This window comes from Burkholderia orbicola (assembly GCF_900100915.1).
In the GTDB taxonomy this organism is placed as follows: Bacteria; Pseudomonadota; Gammaproteobacteria; order Burkholderiales; family Burkholderiaceae; genus Burkholderia; species Burkholderia orbicola.
Genome location: NZ_FNKW01000001.1, coordinates 1,555,060 through 1,573,246 on the forward strand (window position 1 = coordinate 1,555,060; position 18,187 = coordinate 1,573,246).

General features: G+C 68.0%; 15 protein-coding genes and 1 riboswitch. Of the genes, 3 read left to right on the forward strand and 12 right to left on the reverse strand.

Annotation, left to right across the window (positions count from 1 at the left end):
* Positions 1–201: 201 nt before the first annotated feature.
* Together BLS50_RS07440 and BLS50_RS07445 are read right to left on the reverse strand one after the other, a co-directional pair.
* Positions 202–495 carry an H-NS histone family protein gene (locus BLS50_RS07440; RefSeq protein WP_006491875.1) on the reverse strand — a complete coding sequence of 98 codons (294 nt, stop codon included), beginning with the start codon at positions 493–495 and terminating at the stop codon, positions 202–204.
* A 357-nt stretch (positions 496–852) separates the two neighbouring features.
* On the reverse strand, positions 853–1,512 hold the full coding sequence (locus tag BLS50_RS07445; RefSeq protein ID WP_074801650.1) for a HugZ family pyridoxamine 5'-phosphate oxidase: 660 nt from the start codon (positions 1,510–1,512) through the stop codon (positions 853–855).
* Positions 1,513–1,699: 187 nt separating this feature from the next.
* On the opposite strand from BLS50_RS07445, the gene BLS50_RS07450 reads away from it, so the two are divergent.
* Positions 1,700–2,917 carry an MFS transporter gene (locus tag BLS50_RS07450; protein ID WP_027806794.1) on the forward strand — a complete coding sequence of 406 codons (1,218 nt, stop codon included), beginning with the start codon at positions 1,700–1,702 and terminating at the stop codon, positions 2,915–2,917.
* A gap of 99 nt (positions 2,918–3,016) precedes the next feature.
* On the opposite strand, the gene BLS50_RS07455 is transcribed toward BLS50_RS07450, so the two are convergent.
* Both BLS50_RS07455 and BLS50_RS07460 read right to left on the reverse strand, forming a co-directional pair.
* Positions 3,017–4,159 (reverse strand): branched-chain amino acid ABC transporter substrate-binding protein, encoded by a 1,143-nt coding sequence (locus tag BLS50_RS07455; protein ID WP_012327715.1) that lies wholly within the window; start codon positions 4,157–4,159, stop codon positions 3,017–3,019.
* Positions 4,160–4,595: 436 nt separating this feature from the next.
* Positions 4,596–5,678 (reverse strand): NAD(P)H-dependent flavin oxidoreductase, encoded by a 1,083-nt coding sequence (locus BLS50_RS07460; protein ID WP_074801653.1) that lies wholly within the window; start codon positions 5,676–5,678, stop codon positions 4,596–4,598.
* A gap of 222 nt (positions 5,679–5,900) precedes the next feature.
* On the opposite strand from BLS50_RS07460, the gene BLS50_RS07465 reads away from it, so the two are divergent.
* Complete coding sequence (locus BLS50_RS07465; RefSeq protein WP_011546698.1) at positions 5,901–6,593, forward strand: dienelactone hydrolase family protein; 693 nt, start codon at positions 5,901–5,903, stop codon at positions 6,591–6,593.
* An 81-nt stretch (positions 6,594–6,674) separates the two neighbouring features.
* Complete coding sequence (locus tag BLS50_RS07470; RefSeq protein ID WP_074802768.1) at positions 6,675–8,153, forward strand: amidase; 1,479 nt, start codon at positions 6,675–6,677, stop codon at positions 8,151–8,153.
* 103 nt (positions 8,154–8,256) lie between these two features.
* Here BLS50_RS07470 and metF read toward each other — a convergent pair whose 3' ends face one another.
* From metF to flhB, 8 genes are all read right to left on the reverse strand, one after another.
* On the reverse strand, positions 8,257–9,087 hold the full coding sequence (gene metF / locus BLS50_RS07475) for a methylenetetrahydrofolate reductase [NAD(P)H] (RefSeq protein WP_011546700.1): 831 nt from the start codon (positions 9,085–9,087) through the stop codon (positions 8,257–8,259).
* 34 nt (positions 9,088–9,121) lie between these two features.
* Positions 9,122–9,475 carry a phage holin family protein gene (locus BLS50_RS07480; protein WP_006477367.1) on the reverse strand — a complete coding sequence of 118 codons (354 nt, stop codon included), beginning with the start codon at positions 9,473–9,475 and terminating at the stop codon, positions 9,122–9,124.
* Between the two features lie 99 nt (positions 9,476–9,574).
* Complete coding sequence (ahcY, locus tag BLS50_RS07485) at positions 9,575–10,993, reverse strand: adenosylhomocysteinase (protein WP_012327710.1); 1,419 nt, start codon at positions 10,991–10,993, stop codon at positions 9,575–9,577.
* A 32-nt stretch (positions 10,994–11,025) separates the two neighbouring features.
* Positions 11,026–11,143, reverse strand: a riboswitch (S-adenosyl-L-homocysteine riboswitch).
* 114 nt (positions 11,144–11,257) lie between these two features.
* Positions 11,258–11,989, reverse strand: a complete 732-nt coding sequence (locus BLS50_RS07490) for an RNA polymerase sigma factor FliA (protein WP_011546702.1) — start codon at positions 11,987–11,989, stop codon at positions 11,258–11,260.
* A gap of 25 nt (positions 11,990–12,014) precedes the next feature.
* Complete coding sequence (locus BLS50_RS07495; protein ID WP_011546703.1) at positions 12,015–12,833, reverse strand: nucleotide-binding protein; 819 nt, start codon at positions 12,831–12,833, stop codon at positions 12,015–12,017.
* On the reverse strand, positions 12,826–14,589 hold the full coding sequence (gene flhF / locus BLS50_RS07500; RefSeq protein ID WP_069232057.1) for a flagellar biosynthesis protein FlhF: 1,764 nt from the start codon (positions 14,587–14,589) through the stop codon (positions 12,826–12,828). Before flhF ends, BLS50_RS07495 begins: the two co-directional genes overlap by 8 nt.
* A complete protein-coding gene (flhA, locus tag BLS50_RS07505) occupies positions 14,586–16,688 on the reverse strand; it encodes a flagellar biosynthesis protein FlhA (protein ID WP_069232056.1) in 2,103 nt (700 codons plus the stop codon). Before flhA ends, flhF begins: the two co-directional genes overlap by 4 nt.
* Positions 16,685–17,884: a flagellar biosynthesis protein FlhB gene (gene flhB / locus BLS50_RS07510; protein WP_069232055.1), complete on the reverse strand. Its 1,200-nt coding sequence runs from the start codon at positions 17,882–17,884 to the stop codon at positions 16,685–16,687. The genes flhA and flhB overlap by 4 nt, the downstream gene beginning before the upstream one ends.
* Between the last annotated feature and the right edge of the window lie 303 nt (positions 17,885–18,187).

Below are 18,187 nucleotides of genomic sequence, written 5' to 3' on the forward strand. Positions count from 1 at the left end.
CCGCCGCGCAAGCCCTTCCAATACCCACAAATTTCTCATTTAAATCAATCGCTTATACGAACGTGTCGCATTTTCATTCACATGGCATGCTTACATTTTCATGACGATGCCGACGAGCCTGCCGATGACCGAAAAACAAAAAAGCCGCGCTCCTCGACGGACACGCGGCTCTTTTGAAGAGCGGGCAACCTAAACGAACGTTTAAATCGCGAACTGCTCACGGTTCTTGCCTGCGATCCAGCGCGGCGGCTTGCCACGACCCGACCACGTCGCGCCCGTTTCCGGATCGCGGTACTTTGCCGCCACGCCTGCGCGCGGACGACCGACCTTGCCGGCCTTCGCGCGGCTGAGACCGAGTTCGGCGAGCGAAAAGCCGTAGTCGGCAATTTTCTGCTTCACGTCATTCAGTACTTCAGCGTATTCACGCGACTTCGCTTCTTCGATTTGCTTCTCCAGCTTCTCCCGCTGGGCCAGCAGGTCCTTGTAAGAAGACATAGTTTCCCTTTCTATCTGACCAATGGCGCCGGTCTGCAGCCAGCTCACCATTCCATGAAATATATGTGCCTCGGATTTTCGAAGGCAGAGATTAGCACAAAAAAGATTTGATAGAAGCGAGATTCACGAAAATCCCGAGACCGATTGTAATTCGCACATGTCATTTTGACCGGACGCGGCCTTTTCTCAAATTTTCACGCTCCTACATAGAGATTAGGACATTAGCGATTGGCTATTAGGCCTATCAACATACGCAATTACCCTGCATTCGAAAAAATCAAAGCTTTCATCGGACGACAGTTTTGCGAAAACCACATGACGCAGTTTGCTAAACGGACAAATCGCTGACCCGCGACGTCACGTCACATCCTTCGCGCAGGCGATCAGCCGCTCGTGCAACGCACCGGTATCGGCCGACGGCGACTCGAACGGCGTGCGCACCCGGCGACCGTCGCATCGCCAGTCGGCGCCATGGCGATCGACGCCGAGCAGGTCGAGCCCGTCGCGGTGTGCGTCGCCCGCCTCGTAGGCGTGCCACAGCGCCTGTTCGTCGTCGAACGCGAGCGGCGGCAGCGTATCGAGCTGCGTGCCGTCGACCCAGCCCATTCGCCCGAACCCGCCGATATAGCGCAGCCGCTCGATCTCGAGCGCCCAGAATGAGAAATCGCCGAGCGCGAGATAGCGCGCGGCGTCCGGCTCGTAGCGCAGGTAGCGCGCGGTGACGTGCGGATCGTCGCCGAGCGGCACGAACCGGCCCAGCAGCGTCGCGCGCTCGGCGTTCAGGACATCGCCGTCGCTTGCGTCGACGACGAGGAAACCCGCGCGCGGATCGGCGACGAGATTGCGTGTGTGCTCGGCCAGGCCGCTCACCAGGATCACCGGCCGATGGCTTGCATCGGGTGCAAACGGCACGACGGTCGGATACGGAAAGCCCTGCGGCTCGCGCGTATGGGTGGCGAGCGTGCCGAGCGCGCAGCGGTGCAGCAGATGCAGGGCGAAGGCGGGATCGATGTTCAAGCGGACTCCTGCGGTCGAAAGGCGGCGCGTCGGGCATGCCGCATGCGCGTTGATGTTACCTGCTGGCGCCCCGCGCCGCGCATCGGCCGGACGGCCAGCGCGCGGCAGGAACGCAAGCGGTTCGATAGAATCGGACCCATCCGACGGGCGCCGCGTGCGCCCGTGCATTTTCCTGACGAGCCTTCCCGTGTCCCAATCCTCTTCCCCCGAATCGTCGTCCCCGTTCGCCGCGCCGCCCGACGCGCATCGCGTCCTGCCGCTGCCGGCCCGCCAGCGCGCGCGCACCGCGTCGATGGCGCTGTTCTTCGTCGCCGGCATGATGTACGCGTCGTGGGGCGTGCACGTGCCGACCGTGCGCGACAAGTTCGCGCTGAGCCCCGGGCTGCTGTCGATCGCGCTGTTCGCGGTCGCCGGCGGGTCGATCGTCGCGATGCTGAGCATCGCGCGCTGGATCGCGCGCGTCGGCTCGCGCACCGCGTGCCTCGCCGGCGGCCTCGTGATGTCCGCGTGCGCGGCGCTGATCCTCGTCGTGCCCGACTACTGGATGCTGCTCGCGGTGCTCGCGCTGTTCGGCTTCTCGATGGCGACGCTCGACGTCGCGATGAATGCCGAGGCCAGCGCGGTCGAAATCGCGCTCGGCAAACCGATCATGTCGTCGCTGCACGGGATGTTCAGCATCGGCGGGATGGCCGGCGCGGCAGCCGGCGGCGCGCTGCTGTCGGCCGGCATGGCGCCGGCCGTGCATCTCGCGCTCGCGGCGGCGGTGGGCGCCGCGGTGCTCGTGGCCGCGAGCCCGGCCGTGCTGCCGCACGTGCCGCATCACGAACAGGCGCACGGCGGCGGCAACCGCTGGCGCTCGCCCGCGTTGTGGATGCTCGGTGGCATCGCGCTGATCGCACTGATCGCCGAAGGCGCGATGTACGACTGGGCGACGGTCTACATGCGCGACGTGGTCGCGGCGAGCCCCGCGCTCGCGAGTGCCGCGTATGCGGCGTTCTCGGGCGGGATGGCCATCGCGCGCTTCGCGGGCGACGCCGTGCGCGCCCGCTTCGGCGCGCCGCAGCTCGTGTTCGCGAGCGCGTCGCTCGCCTGCGCAGGGATGATCGGCGCGCTGCTGCTGCCGTATTCGGCCGCGGTGCTGACCGGTTTCACGCTGATGGGCCTCGGGCTGGCCAACATGATGCCCGTGCTGTTCGCGGCCGCGGCGCGCGTGAAAGGCATTCACGCGGCCGAAGGGCTCGCGCACGTGGCCGGGCTCGCGTATTTCGGACTGCTGTTCGGTCCGGTCGCGATCGGCGCGGTCGCGCAGGCGTCGAACCTGACGGTCGGCCTGTCGGTCGTCGCGCTGTGCGCGGCGCTCGTCGCACTCGTCGCGCCGAAGGTGCTCGCGCACCTGAAGATCTGACGGCGCGGCCGCACACGCCGGCCCAAAAAGAAAGCGCGCATGCGTTGCCGCATGCGCGCTTTCACCCTCCTGTCGACCGCTTGTCGATCGCGCGTCGCGTTACATCTTCACTTCGTCGAGCAGCGACTTCTTGCCGCTCTTGTAGTTGTACAGCGAGATCACGCCGTGCTGCAGGTCGCCCTTCGAGTCGAAGGTCGTCGTGCCGATCACGCCCGTGTACTTCGTCGCCGGCATCGCCGCGAGGATCTTGTCCGGGTCCGTCGAGTTCGCGCGCTTCATCGCGTCGGCGATGATGTACACGGCGTCATACGTGAACGGTGCGTAGATCTGGATCGGCTGGCCGAAGCGCTTCTCGTACTTCGCCTTGAACGCGTTGCCGCCCGGCATCTTCTCGAGCGAAGCGCCGGCTTCCGAGCACACGATGTTGTCGGTCGCGTCGCCGGCCAGGTCGGCCAGCTTTTCCGTGCACACGCCGTCGCCCGCGAAGATCTTCGCGCGCAGGCCGAGCTGCTTCGCCTGTTTCGCGAACGGGCCGCCGGTGGCGTCCATGCCGCCGTACATGATCGCGTCCGGGTTTTCGCCCTTGATCTTGGTCAGAATCGCGCGGAAGTCGACCGCCTTGTCGTTCGTCGCGTCATGCGACATCACCTTCAGGCCGAGCGCCTTCGCCTTCTTCTCGAACTCGTTCGCGAGACCCTGGCCGTACGCGGTCGAATCGTCGACCACCGCCACGCTCTTGATGCCCTTCGAGTGCGCGTAGTTCGCCAGTGCCGGGCCCTGCTGCGCATCGGTCGCCACCACGCGATACGTGGTCTTGAAGCCTTGCTGCGTGTACGCCGGGTTGGTCGCCGACGGCGAGATCTGCACGATGCCCGCATCGCTGTAGATCTTCGAGGCCGGGATCGACGTGCCCGAGTTCAGGTGGCCGACCACCGCGACGACCTTGTCGTCGACGAGCTTCTGCGCAACCTGCGTCGCCTGCCGCGGGTCGGCGGCGTCATCCTGCGGGTCGAGTTGCAGCGTGATCTTCTGGCCGCCGATCGTGAGGCCCTTCGCGTTGATCTCCTCGACTGCGAGACGTGCACCGTTTTCGTTGTCCTTGCCCAGGTGTGCAATGCCGCCCGTCAACGGCGCGACGTGGCCGATCTTGACGACTTGATCGGCGGACGCGTTGCTTGCAGCTGCAGCGCACAGCATCGCTGCCGCGGTGATCGGCAACAGCTTTTGCATCTTGATATTCATGTAAGTCTCCAGTTCGGTCCCAAAAAACGCCATCGCCCGGTGCCCCGCTGCCATCCCCGTGTTTCAATCACTGGACGATTCGCCGGTTGCATCGTTCATGCACTTGGCCTCAAGCACGTGAAAACAGCCGCTTTTAGCAGCCGCCCGCTCGTACTTGCGCGCAAGTGTAGGTGATCAAATTAATTTGTGGGACTTTTTTAGGATAGTGGTAACACTACCGATATGCGCGCTTTGGAGGGATGACTCGAATGGCGCTGCAAGCCCCGACGGATAAGGGTTTCCGCTAGTTCCAGCACACTGTGGAAAGGTCGTTTCAATCGATTCGCGCGGGCATTTCGATTCGGTATTTTGTGTCCGCGATCGTTGAATGAAACGCGCGTGACAGCACGCGCGTTTCGTCGTTGGATATCCATCGTTCCAGCGGTTGAAGCAGCGTTCAGGCAGCCGATGCGCGCCACTCCGCGTCGAGCGCGGCGACCAGCTGCGACGTCGTCAACGCATCGCCGCGCCGCCGCGCGAGCGGCGCGCCCTGGCCGGCCCACAGCGACAGGTAGTCGCCGTCGTTCGCGCGCGCGGCGGCCTGACGCAACGGCTGGGTCAGTGCGTTCTGCACCGGATACGACGGGACGTCGGCCACGTGCTCGCCGAGCCGCGCCATCAGCGCGTTGCGCAGCCCGCGTGCATGACGGCCGGTGATCGCGCGCGTGACCTGCGTCGACGTATCGGCGCTCGCGAGCAGGCGAGCCTTCCAGTCGGCGGCGATCGCGCTTTCCGCGCACGTGAGGAACGCGGTGCCGAGCTGTGCGCCCTGCGCGCCGAGCGCCAGTGCGGCCGCGATGCCGCGGCCGTCCATGATGCCGCCCGCGGCCAGCACGGGCAGGCCGGTCGCGTCGACGAGCTGCGGGACGAGCGCGAACGTGCCGATCAGCGCGTCCTCGGCGGCACCGATGAAGGTGCCGCGATGGCCGCCGGCCTCGGCGCCCTGCGCGGAGATCGCATCGGCGCCGGCCGCCTGCCACGCGAGCCCTTCGGCGACGTGCGTCGCGGTGCCGATCACATAGGTGCCGGCGGCTTTCAGACGGGCGACGTCGGCCGCGTCGAGCACGCCGAACGTGAAGCTCGCGACCGGCACGCGCAGCGCGACGAGTGCATCGAGCTGCGCGCGGAAATCGGGCGCGTAGCGCGCCGGCGCCGTGCCCGGCGGCAGGCCCAGCGCGGCGTTCAGCGGGGCGATCGCCGCGAGTGCGCGCGCGACGGTCGCCGCGTCCGGCGCGGCGTCATCGGGCAACACGAACAGGTTGATCGCGAACGGGCGATCGGTCGCCGCGCGGATCGCGGCGACTTCAGCCTCGATACGCTCGGGCGCGAGCGCGCCGGCGCCAAAGCTGCCGAGCGCACCGGCATTCGATGCGGCGGCGGCCATCGCGGTCGTGGTCGCGCCGACCATCGGCGCCTGCACGAGCGGCAGACACAGGCCGAAGCGTTCGGAAAAGGGCGTGGAAAACGAGCGGGCGGACATGGCGAATCCTTCGATGACGATGCGCGAAAGCGCTTTGTAAAGGCCGACACATCGACTCTATCGAAGCGGCGCGGCGCCGAAAAATGAATAATCGAGATCGAAACGATCGCTGCGCGAGAAGCGCCCGCGTGCACTGCAGCACCGAACGATTGGTGGCACACTAGGCCGCCCTCTTTTCACCCCGGGGCGCCTCGCGCACCCCGCCTGCCAGGAGTTCAGAACGTGACTGCCCAATGGATCGACATCCCGACCGGTAACGACAGCTTCGGCGGCTATCTCGCGCTGCCCAAGCGCGGCAAGGGCCCTGCCGTCATCATCATCCAGGAGATCTTCGGCGTGAACGCGCACATCCGTGCGGTCGCCGACCAGTACGCGGCCGACGGCTTCGTCGCGCTCGCGCCCGACGTGTTCTGGCGCACGCAGCCGCGCGTCGAGCTGACCTACGAAGGCGCGGATCGCGACAAGGGCATCGAACTGATGAAAAAGACCGACGTGGGTCTCGCGGTCGCGGACATCGGCGCGGCGGCCGACGCGTTGCGCGCCCGCCCCGAAGTGGCCGGCAAGCTCGCCGCGATCGGCTACTGCTTCGGCGGCCAGCTCGCGTACCGCGCGGCCGCGACCGGCAAGCTCGACGCGGCGGTGTCCTATTACGGCGGCGGCATCCAGAACGCGCTCGACCTCGCCGGCCAGGTCACGCAGCCGATCCTGTTCCACTACGCGGAAAACGACCACGGCATTCCGCTCACCGCCGTCGACCAGGTGAAGGCCGCGTTCGCCGGCCACGGCGATGCGTCGTTCCACGTGTACCCGGGCGCCGAGCACGGCTTCAACTGCACGGACCGCGCGTCGTACAACCAGCGCGCGGCGGCGCTCGCGCACGGCCGCACGCTGACCTTCCTCGCCGAGCATCTCTAAAAAGGCCCGGCCGCGGGCCCGCCACGCCGGGCTCGCGTTATGCTCGCACCATCGCCACGAGTCACAACGGGGGTGACCGCGATGCACTCGGACTATCTCGCGCATGACGCAATCGGCCTCGCCGCGCTCGTGCGCGACCGCCAGGCCAGCCCGCGCGAACTGCTCGACGCCGCGATCGGCCAGGCCGAAGCGGTCAACGGCGCGATCAACGCGATCGTGCTGCAGGATTACGAAGCCGCGCGCGAACGTGCGGCGGGCGCGCCCGAACCGGGCGCCGCTACGCCGTTCGCGGGCGTGCCGTATCTCGTCAAGGATCTCGGCGCGGCGGTCGCCGGGCTGCCGCTGTCGATGGGCAGCCGGCACTACCGCTACTTCGTGCCGGCCGACGATTCGCCGGTGATCGCGCGCAGCCGCGCGGCGGGCCTGAACGTATTCGGCAAGACCAACACGTCCGAGATCGGCCAGATGCCGTACACCGAACCGGCACTGTTCGGCGCGTGCCGCAACCCGTGGAATCTCGACCACACGCCGGGCGGCTCGAGCGGCGGCGCGGCGGCGGCCGTCGCGGCCGGCATCGTACCGCTCGCGCATGCGTCCGACGGCGGCGGCTCGATTCGCATTCCGGCATCGTGCTGCGGGCTGTTCGGCCTGAAGCCGAGCCGCAACCCGGTGCTGGTCGACCTGCCGTCGAACGGCGAACTCGTCGTCCAGCACGCGGTGTCGCGCAGCGTGCGCGACAGTGCGCTGCTGCTCGACGTGACGACCGGCCAGACGCTGCCGCCCGGCGCGCCCGGCACCTTCCTCGGCGCGCTCGATACGCCGCCCGGCCCGCTGCGGATCGGCCTCGTCGTCGATCCGATGCTCGCGCCGGCGCTCGCCGACGACACGCGCGCGGCGCTCGACGACGCGGCCGCGCTGCTCGAATCGCTCGGCCATCACGTCGAGCCGGCGACGCTGCAGATCGACTATGCGCGCGCGGCCGAAACCTTCCTCACGCTGTGGGCGACGATCGCCGAAGAAATGGTGCTCGGCGCGCGCGAACTGACCGGCCGCACGCCGCGGCGCGGCGAATTCGAGGCCGCGACCTGGGCGATGGCCGTGGTCGGCAGGCGGCTCGCGCGCACCCGCCTGCCCGACGTGCTCGAATGGCAACGCCAGCTCACCGTGCAGGTCGCCGGTCTCGTGTCGCGTTACGACGCGATCCTGTGCGCCTCGCTCGCGGGGCCACCGGTGAAGATCGGCGAACTGCAGCCGACACCGTTCGAATCCGCGCAGATGAAGCTGGTCGCCGCGCTGCCGGTGAAGCCGCTGCTGAAGGAGATGCTCGCGAAGTCGTCGGAGAAGGCGTTCGCGTGGGCCGGCTGCACCGAGCTGTTCAACCTGACCGGCCAGCCGGCGATGTCGGTGCCGCTGTACTGGAACGTGCGCGGGCTGCCGATCGGCGTGCAGTTCGCCGCGCGCCACGCGGACGAAGCGTTGCTGCTCCGGCTCGCGCGGCAGCTTGAACAGGCGCGGCCGTGGTTCGACCGCCGCCCGCCACTGATGCAGGCGCAGCGCTGATTCAGCGGCTTCCGCCACGCGGCATGCGCGGCGCTTCACGATAAAAAAAGCCCCGCCGGCGCAAACCGGCGGGGCTTTCACGCAGGCAACCGCGTGACGGCGCTTACACCGCGAGCCGTTCGCAGATCGTCCGCGTGGCGGTCGCCAAGTTCAGCGTGTAGAAATGCAGCCCCGGCACGCCCGCGTCGATCAGGCGCTGGCACAGGTTCGTGACGACGTCCGCGCCGAACGCGCGGATCGACTCGCGATCGTCGCCGAAGCTCTCGAGCCGGCGCGCGACCCAGCGCGGCACTTCGGCGCCGCACATCTCGGAGAAGCGCATCAGCTGAGAGAAGTTCGTGATCGGCATGATGCCCGGCACGATCGGCACGTCCACGCCCAGCTTGCGCGCATCGTCGACGAAGCGGAAATACGCGTCCGCGTTGAAGAAGTACTGCGTGATCGCGGAATTCGCGCCGGCTTTCACCTTGCGCGCGAAATTCTCGAGATCGGCCTTCGGCGAGCGCGATTGCGGGTGGTACTCCGGATAACCGGCGACCTCGATGTGGAACCAGTCGCCATGCTCGGCGCGGATGAAGCTGACGAGCTCGGACGCGTAGCGCAGCTCGCCGACCTCGCCCATCCCCGACGGCAGGTCGCCGCGCAGCGCGACGATGTGCCGGATGCCGTGCGAGCGGTACTGGTCGAGGATCGCGCGCAGGCTGTCGCGCGACGAGCCGATGCACGACAGGTGCGGCGCGGCCTCGAGGCCGTCCTTCTGCATGTCGAGCACGGTATCGAGCGTGCCCTGCTGCGTCGAGCCGCCGGCGCCGAACGTCACGGAGACGAATTTCGGCTTCAGCGGCAGCAGCTGCGCGCGCGTGGCGCGCAGCTTTTCGACGCCGTCCGCCGTCTTCGGCGGGAAGAATTCAAACGAGAGTTCGATCGGTTTCATGATTCGATGGGGTTGGGCCTGCGCCCGCCAGCCCTCAGCCGATGTCGCGCTGGCCGAAGATCAGGGCGGACAGCAGCCACGACACGATGCTGTACAGGATCGAACCGAAGAACGCGGACCAGAACCCCGATACCTCGAAGCCCTTCAGCAGCGACGACGCGAACCAGAAGCACAGCGCGTTCACGACGAGGATGAACACCCCGAGCGTGACGATCGTGACGGGCAGCGTCAGCAGGATCAGCACCGGCCGGATCACCGTGTTGATCAGCCCGAGCACGACCGCGATGATCAGCGCGGTGCCGAAGCTCTTGATGTGGATCGACGGCACGAGGTACGTGATGATCAGCAGCGCCAGCGCGTTGATGACCCAGGTGAGGATGACGCTCATGGAGGGCTCCGGTTCGGTTGTCGATCGGTACGATCGGTGAGCGCCGCCGCGCCGTGCGCCCGCAACGGGCGCGCGGCGCGGCGGCAGCGCATCAGTACATCAGTAGCGGTAGTGGTTCGGCTTGAACGGGCCGTCCTTCTGCACGCCGATGTACGAAGCCTGCTCGTCCGACAGCACCGACAGGTTCGCGCCGATGCGCGCCAGGTGCAGGCGCGCGACCTTTTCATCGAGGTGCTTCGGCAGCACGTACACCTTGTTCTCGTACTGCTCGCCGCGCGTGAACAGCTCGATCTGCGCGAGCGTCTGGTTCGCGAACGAGTTCGACATCACGAACGACGGGTGGCCGGTCGCGCAGCCGAGGTTCACGAGGCGGCCTTCAGCCAGCAGGATCACGCGCTTGCCGTCCGGGAAGATGATGTGGTCGACCTGCGGCTTGATGTTTTCCCACTGGTACTGGCGCGTCGACGCAACGTCGATTTCCGAGTCGAAGTGACCGATGTTGCAGACGATCGCGTTGTGGCGCATCGCCTTCATGTGATCGTGGTTGATCACGTGGTAGTTGCCGGTCGCCGTCACGAAGATGTCGGCCTTGTCGGCCGCGTATTCCATCGTCACGACGCGGTAGCCTTCCATCGCCGCCTGCAGCGCGCAGATCGGATCGATTTCGGTGACCCACACGGTCGCGCCCAGGCCGCGCAGCGACTGCGCGCAGCCCTTGCCCACGTCGCCGTAGCCCGCGACGACCGCGACCTTGCCCGCGATCATCACGTCGGTCGCGCGCTTGATGCCGTCGACGAGCGATTCACGGCAGCCGTACAGGTTGTCGAACTTCGACTTCGTGACCGAATCGTTCACGTTGAACGCCGGGAACGGCAGGCGGCCGTCCTTTTCCATCTGGTACAGGCGGTGCACGCCGGTCGTGGTCTCTTCGGTCACGCCCTTGATGTGCGCGAGGCGCTTCGAGTACCAGTTCGCGTCGACGTCGAGGTGCGCCGCGATCGACTTGTACAGCGCGACTTCTTCCTCGTTGGTCGGCTTCGCGATCACCGAACGGTCCTTCTCGGCCTTCGAGCCGAGGATCAGCAGCAGCGTTGCGTCGCCGCCGTCGTCCAGGATCATGTTCGCGAATTCGCCGTTCGGCCATTCGAAGATGCGGTGCGAGAACTCCCAGTATTCGTCGAGCGATTCGCCCTTGAACGCGAACACCGGCGTGCCGGCTTCGACGATCGCGGCGGCCGCGTGATCCTGGGTCGAGAAGATGTTGCACGACGCCCAGCGCACGTCCGCGCCGAGCGCCTTCAGCGTCTCGATCAGCACGCCAGTCTGGATCGTCATGTGCAGCGAACCGGCGATGCGCGCGCCCTTCAGCGGCTGCTGTGCCTTGTATTCGTCGCGGATCTGCACGAGGCCCGGCATTTCGGTCTCGGCGATGTTGAGTTCCTTGCGGCCCCAGCCGGCCAGCGCCATGTCGGCGACGACGTAATCGTGGGAAGCCTTGGAATCGATAATGGCGTTCATCACGCCCTCCTTTCTAAAAAGTTTCTAGATTGGTGACGTGAGCGCCGTTCAGGAAGCGGGGCCGGCGCGAAAAAATCGCCGCACGGCTGCTTGGTGAAGCTCTCCGAGCCTGGCGGACACGGATGGTCCGTCGCAACGCTCCTCGGAAAACGGAGGGGATTGTAGCAAATCGGCGCGCGAAATGCGCAAGGACGACGCGTAGGCACGCGACACGCGCGGCGCCGGCGCGCGCGGCCGTCGGCAAAGGGCCGGGACGTCTTCGGGTCAGGACTCCGCGCCGACCCACGCCTGTTCGCGCAGCCGCGCGCGCAGGCGTGCGACGGCCTGGCTGTGCAGCTGGCACACGCGCGATTCGCTCACTTCGAGCACCGCGCCGATCTCGCGCAGATTCAGACCCCGTTCGTAGTACAGCGACATCAGCAGCTTCTCGCGCTCCGGCAGCCGCTCGATCGCCTCGACGAGCGCCTCGCGCAGGTGGTCGTCGAGCAGCGCCGACAACGGATCGGCGTGATCGACGCGATAGCGGTCGAGGAACGGCTCGTCATCGGCCGCGCGGTCGAAATCCTCGTAATAGATGAGCTGGCTGCCGTGCAGGTCCTGCAGCATCCCCTGGTATTCGTCGAGCGGCATGTTCAGGTGCTGCGCGATCTCGGTCTCGCTCGCCGAGCGGCCGAGGTGCTGCTCGACCTGGTGCACCGCGTGCTCGACCTCGCGCGACGTCTTGCGCAGGCTGCGCGGCAGCCAGTCGTTGCTGCGCAGCTCGTCGAGCATCGCGCCGCGGATGCGCTGCGTCGCGTAGGTCTCGAACTGCGCGCCCTGGTCTTCCTTGTAGCGGCCGGCCGCGTCCATCAGGCCGATCATGCCGGCCTGGATCAGGTCGTCGAGATCGACGCTCGCCGGCATCTTCGCGACGAGCTGCAGCCCGAGGCGGCGCACGAGCGGCGCGTATTGCGCGAGCACGTCGGCCTGGGACATCTTTCCTTGAGCGTTGTACATCGTGGCTCTCTCCTTCGGGTGGCGCTCACGCGGCGTGTGCCGCGCCCGCCTCATACGACGGCTTGCCGCCGGCGTGGACCGCGCGGCCCGCACCCGAACGCGGGCGCATCGGCCAGTACAACAAATCGGCGGCAATCTGCCGGTAATCGCGCGCGGCGGGCGACGACGGGAACGCGTCGACCACCGCATGCATCAGTTCGCGGGCGTGCTCGACGAGCGGATCGGCGCTTACGCAGCCCGCATCGGCGATCGATACGGTCAGGTAGCGGCTCGCGACGCCCGCGAGGTTGTCGAAGGCCGTCTTCGCGTCCGCGTGGCTGCCGACCTGATTGGTCAGCACGCGGAACTGCGCGAACGCGTGCGCGAAATGCAGCCGCTTCATGCACGCGTACGCCTCGGTGATCGCCTGCGCGGCGACCCGCGTGACGACCAGCACGTCGTGCGCTTCACGCGCGAGCGCCGAGAACGACCCGTCGGCGCCGAGCTGCGCGTCGACGAGGACGATGTCGGCCGGGCCGTCGATGAAGTCGCTCAGTTGCGCGTCGCTGTAGCCGGCGCGCGCGAGCCGCGCGGCGCCGCACAGGCCGAAGCCGGCCGCCACCCGCGTGCGTTCGCCGTCGCGCAGCCACGCGCCGGCGAGCGTCGCGCTGGCCGAATGCACGTCGGCGCGCTCGTCGACGACGAGCACGTCCTTGCCGAGCGACGCGAGCGCCGCCGCGAGATTCACCACGGTGGACGTGCAGCCGACGCCCGCCGGCCCGCCCGTCACCGCGACGATGCGCGACGCGCGCCCGGCGAGCAGGCGCCGCAGCCCTTCGGCCTGATCGATGATCCGTTTATCCAAATCGCACCTCGTGCAGCTCGGCGGTGGAACGTGCGGTCAGTGCGGAAAGCAGCGTCGGCATGTCCTCGTCTTGCGGCACGAAGGGCGAGCCGTCGCGCGGCACACAGAACGCGCTCTTCAGCAGGAATTTGGTCGACGCGACGTACAGGTTCTCCGGCACCTTCTGGCCGGTCGACACGTAGTGGACCGGCAGCTTGTAGCGGATCACCGTGTCCAGCACGCCGCCGAGGTGGGTCGCCTCGTCGAGCTTCGTGAGGATGCAGCCGGCCAGATCCGGGTGGTCGCCCGCGCTGCGGTACGCCTGCACGACTTCGTTCAGCGTGTCGCCGTGGCTCGTCGCGTTGAGCAGCAGCAGGCGCTGCACCGGCGCGTTCGCGCCGTGCAGCATCGCGATCTGGTCGGACACCGCGCGGTCGCGCTGGCTCATGCCGATCGTGTCGATCAGCACGATGTGCTTGTTGCGCAGCTCGGACAGCGCGAGCGCGAGATCGCCCGCATCCTTCACCGCGTGCACCGGCACGCCGAGGATCTTGCCGAAGATGCGCAGTTGCTCGTGGCCGCCGATCCGGTAGCTGTCGGTGGTCAGCAGCGCGACCTTGCTCGCGCCGAAGCGCATCACGCAGCGCGCGGCCAGCTTCGCGGTGGTGGTCGTCTTGCCGACGCCCGTCGGCCCCATCAGCGCGAACACGCCGCCGCGCTCCATCAGCGCGTCCTCGCTGTCGAGCACCGGCAGGTTCGACGCGAGCACCGACTGCGCCCATTCGGCGGCCTGCTCGAAGGTCTGCGCACCGTCGCCGGACGGCAGGTTGTCGACCAGCATCCGCACCAGTTGCGCGGAGAAGCCGGCCGCGAACAGGTGCTTCGTCAGCGCGCCGTGAACGGCGCTGCGACGCTGGCGGTCGTGCCACATCAGGCTGTCGAACTGCTCTTGCATCACCCCGCGCAGCTCGCCCAGCTCCTGCATCACGGTGTCGTTGACGATCCGCTCGATGCGCGACTTCACCGCGTCGGCCACCGCGGCGGCCGCGTCGGACGACAGGCGCGTGCGTTCGGCCGTCTTGGCGGCGTACGCGGCGCCCGTGTCGGGGGCGCGCCGCGCGGCGGCCGGCGCGCCGGCGGCCGGCATCCGGCGTTCTGCGTCGCGCACGATGTCGCGTGCCCAGTCGGGCGGCGTCGCACTGGCTGCGGGCTGCGGCGCACTCGCCTGCGGCTCGGCAGGCGCCTGCGCTCGGGCGATCAGCGCGTCGCGCTGCTGCGTGAGGCGCTTCGCGTGCTCGACCAGCCACGGTGCGGGTTCGGAAGTGGGGGCCGGCCATCCGGCGGCCGGCGATCCGGCGGCCGGTGCTGCGCTCGACGGCACGGCCGCCGCGGGCGCGTCGGCCTCGATCGACGAACGATGCGCATCCGCCTCTTGCGGCTCGGCGCTCGCGCCGAACACCGAAGAAAACACGTCCGGCAGCCCGCCTTCGCCCGCCGCATACGGATTGACGGCCGGGCGCGGTGCGATGCCGGGGCGCGACACGATGCCCGGCACGGCGGCGGCCGGCACGGATTCCGGCACGCGCGACGGGGCGACGCGCGGACGCGCGGCCGGCGGCGCCACCGCGGCGAGATCCGAATCGGCGAGTGCAACGATTTCGACACTGCCGTCATCGAGCGTGCGGTTCGACAGCACGACCGCGTCGGCGCCGAGCGCCTCGCGCACGAGACGAAGCGCGTCGCGGCTCGTTGCGCCGGTGAATTTGCGAATGTTCAAGCGGAACCCCCGATGACGTTAACGACTTTGATCGTGCGTGTGTCCGGCACTTCGGCATACGACAGCACTTTCAATTGCGGCAGGCTGCGGCGCAGGAAGCGCGCGAGCATCGCGCGCAGCGCGTGCTGCACCAGCAGCACCGGCGGCAGCCCGAGATTCTGTTGACGCAGCATCGCTTGCTGCGTGCCGGTCAGAAGGTTGTGCGCGAGGCCGGGCTCGAGGCCCGGGTTCGCGCCGGTGGCGAGCGCCTGCGACAGCACGCGCTCCAGGTTCGCGTCGAGGCCCATCACCTGCATTTCGCCGTTGCCCGGATACCACTGCTGCGTGATCGCGCGGCCGAGCGAGAGCCGCACCGCGGCCGTGATCTCGAACGCGTCGCCGCGGCCCGCATGCTCGGACACGGCCTCGAGGATCGTGCGCATGTCGCGGATCGGCACGCCTTCCTCGAGCAGGTTCTGCAGCACCTTCTGCAGCGTGGTGAGCGAGATCGTCTTCGGCACGAGGTCCTCGACGAGCGACGGCGCGTCCTTGCCGGTACGCTCGACGAGCGCCTGCACTTCCTGGCGGCCGAGCAGCTCGGCCGCGTGCTGGACGACGAGATGGTTCAGGTGCGTCGCGACCACCGTGCTCGCGTCGACCACCGTGTAGCCGTACACCTGCGCCTGCTCGCGCAGCGCGACGTCGATCCACACGGCCGGCAGCCCGAACGCGGGGTCCTGCGTGACGGCGCCCGGCAGCGCGGCCGTCACCTGACCCGGGTTGATCGCGAGCCACTGGCCCGGAAACACTTCGCCCGCGCCGATCTCGACGCCCTTCAGCGCGATCCGGTACGCGTTCGGCCGCAGTTCGAGGTTGTCGCGGATATGGATCACCGGCGGCAGGAAGCCGATTTCCTGCGCGAATTTCTTGCGGATGCTCTTGATGCGCTTGAGCAGCTCGCCGTCGCTGTTCTTGTCGACCAGCGGGATCAGCCGGTAGCCGACTTCGAGGCCGAGCGGGTCGATCAGCTGCACGTCGTCCCACGTCGCTTCGTGGCTGTCGGCCGGCAGCACGGCGGGCGGTGCGATGTCGGTCACGTCGCCGGCCACCTTGCGGGCCGCCGCGCGCTTGGTCTGGGTGCGCGCCAGCCAGATCGCACCGCCGCCGAGCGCGAGGAACGCGAAGTGCGGCATCCCCGGGATCAGCCCCATCAGCACGATGATCGCGCCGGTGATGTTCAGCACGCGCGGGTTCGTGAACAGCTGGCCGGTGATCTGCGTGCCGATGTCCTCGTCGGTCGCGACGCGCGACACGATCACGCCGGCCGCGGTCGAGATCACGAGCGACGGGATCTGCGCGACGAGGCCGTCGCCGATCGTCAGCAGCGTGTAGTTGGTGCCGGCCGCGGCGAAACTCATGTCGTGCTGCACCATCCCGACGATCAGCCCGCCGATCACGTTGATCGCCATGATGATCAGGCCGGCGATCGCGTCGCCGCGCACGAACTTCGACGCGCCGTCCATCGACCCGTAGAACTCGGCTTCCTGCGACACGGCGAGGCGGCGCTTGCGGGCCTGTTCCTCGTTGATGAGGCCGGCGTTGAGATCCGCATCGATCGCCATCTGCTTGCCGGGCATCGCGTCGAGCGTGAAGCGCGCGGACACTTCGGCGATCCGCCCCGCACCCTTCGTGATCACCATGAAGTTGATGATCATCAGGATCACGAACACGACGATGCCGACCGCGAAGTTGCCGCCCACGAGGAAGTGGCCGAACGCCTCGATCACCTGGCCGGCCGCGTCGGGGCCGGTGTGGCCTTCGAGCAGCACGACGCGGGTCGACGCGACGTTCAGCGACAGGCGCAGGAGCGTCGAGAACAGCAGCACGCTCGGGAACGCCGCGAAGTCGAGCGGCTTCATCGTGTACATGCTGACGAGCAGCACCATCACGGACAGCGCGATGTTGAAGGTGAACAGCAGATCCAGCAGCATCGGCGGCAGCGGCAGGATCATCATCCCCAGGATCATGCAGATGAGGATCGGGCCCGCGAGCGCGCGCAGGTTCGTGCCTGCCAGCACGTTCGGGCGCTTCGCGAACAGGCCGGTGGTCGGGGTGCTCATGCTGCGTTCCCTTGCTTGCCGAGGGTGTCCTCGGCTTCTTCACGCTCGTCGTCGGCGGCGACCGACGTGCCCTTGTCGAGTTCGGCCGGCACGTCGAGATCGACCGGCATCGCCGGGAACGCGCCGCCTTCCGAACGGAAGCGCTTGAGCTGGTAGACCCACGCGAGCACTTCCGCGACCGCCGAGTACAGCGAACCGGGGATCTCGCGCTCGAGTTCGACGTTGTGATACAGCGCACGCGCGAGCGGCGGCGCTTCGAGCAGCGGCACGTTGTGCTCGGCCGCGAGCTCGCGGATGCGCGCGGCGACGAGGTTCACGCCCTTCGCGACGACCTTCGGCGCGCGCATCTCGCCATCCGTGTATTGCAGCGCGACCGCGAAGTGCGTCGGGTTCGTGACGACCACGTCGGCCTTCGGCACGGCCGCCATCATCCGGCGGCGGGCGATCGCGCGCTGCTGCTGGCGAATTCGCCCCTTCACGTGCGGATCGCCTTCGTTCTCGCGATGCTCGCGCTTCACTTCTTCCTTCGTCATGCGCAACTTCTTGTTGTACTGCCAGAGTTGGTAAGGCACGTCGAGCCCGGCGACGACCAGCATCCCGGCGACCGTCGTGCCGCAGCACACGGCGACCAGATGCAGCGCATCGGGCAGCGCGGCGCCGAGCGGCTGGGTCGCGAGGCCGAGCAGTTCGTCCTTGCTGTGCCAGATCGCGATGCCGCCGATCCCGCCGACGACCAGCGTCTTCGCGATCGACATCCCGAGCTGGATCGGCCCCTGGATCGAGAAGATCCGGCCGAGGCCCGAGATCGGGTTCAGGCGGTCGAACTTCAGCTCGAACGTCTTTTGCGAAATCAGCCAGCCGCCGAGCGCCATCGGCGCGAGCAGCGCGGCGACGCCGGTGAGCGCGAGGAGCGGCAGCAACGCGGCGAAGCCTTCGAGGCTCGCACTGCCGGCCGCCGACAGCATCCGGTGGGTGTCGAACGCGGTCGCGCGATCGAACGTGAACGCGCCGCGCAGCATCGCCTGCAGATGCGCGCCCGACGGGCCCGCGAGCAGCCATGCGCCGTAGAACCCCGCCGCGAGCAGTGCGAACGAAGCCAGTTCGCGCGAACGCGCGACCTGCCCCTCCTCGCGCGCCTTCTCGCGGCGCCTGGGAGTGGCGGCTTCGGTCTTGTCGAGATCGCTCTCGTCTGCCACGGGGCCTCCAGTCGGGTACGGCGGAATGCCGCTTTCCAGTGACACCGATTATTCATGGAGGCGTCAAACGCCGATCGGTCGAGCAAAGCCGGGAAAGGGGGGTATTTCGGAGAATCGGGCGAACCGCCGCGAACGCGGCTGGAGCGGGGGCGGAACGCCGCGCGGCGCGGCGGGAAAACGGGCCGGCCTGCGCGTCGGCGCGTCGGCGTATCGGCGTATCGGCGAAGCGGCGGCGGCCAGCGGGACCGCGGCGGCGCGATGCGGGGGAATGGTGAGCCGACGGCCGGGAAAGGCGGGAAATCG

Coding starts and splice junctions, on each gene's coding strand:
- BLS50_RS07490 (WP_011546702.1), bottom strand. CDS start 11,989: ATGTACAACGCTCAAGGAAAGATGTCCCAGGCCGACGTGCTCGCGCAA.
- BLS50_RS07480 (WP_006477367.1), bottom strand. CDS start 9,475: ATGAGCGTCATCCTCACCTGGGTCATCAACGCGCTGGCGCTGCTGATC.
- metF (WP_011546700.1), bottom strand. CDS start 9,087: ATGAAACCGATCGAACTCTCGTTTGAATTCTTCCCGCCGAAGACGGCG.
- flhA (WP_069232056.1), bottom strand. CDS start 16,688: ATGAGCACCCCGACCACCGGCCTGTTCGCGAAGCGCCCGAACGTGCTG.
- BLS50_RS07455 (WP_012327715.1), bottom strand. CDS start 4,159: ATGAATATCAAGATGCAAAAGCTGTTGCCGATCACCGCGGCAGCGATG.
- BLS50_RS07470 (WP_074802768.1), top strand. CDS start 6,675: ATGCACTCGGACTATCTCGCGCATGACGCAATCGGCCTCGCCGCGCTC.
- ahcY (WP_012327710.1), bottom strand. CDS start 10,993: ATGAACGCCATTATCGATTCCAAGGCTTCCCACGATTACGTCGTCGCC.
- BLS50_RS07460 (WP_074801653.1), bottom strand. CDS start 5,678: ATGTCCGCCCGCTCGTTTTCCACGCCCTTTTCCGAACGCTTCGGCCTG.
- BLS50_RS07440 (WP_006491875.1), bottom strand. CDS start 495: ATGTCTTCTTACAAGGACCTGCTGGCCCAGCGGGAGAAGCTGGAGAAG.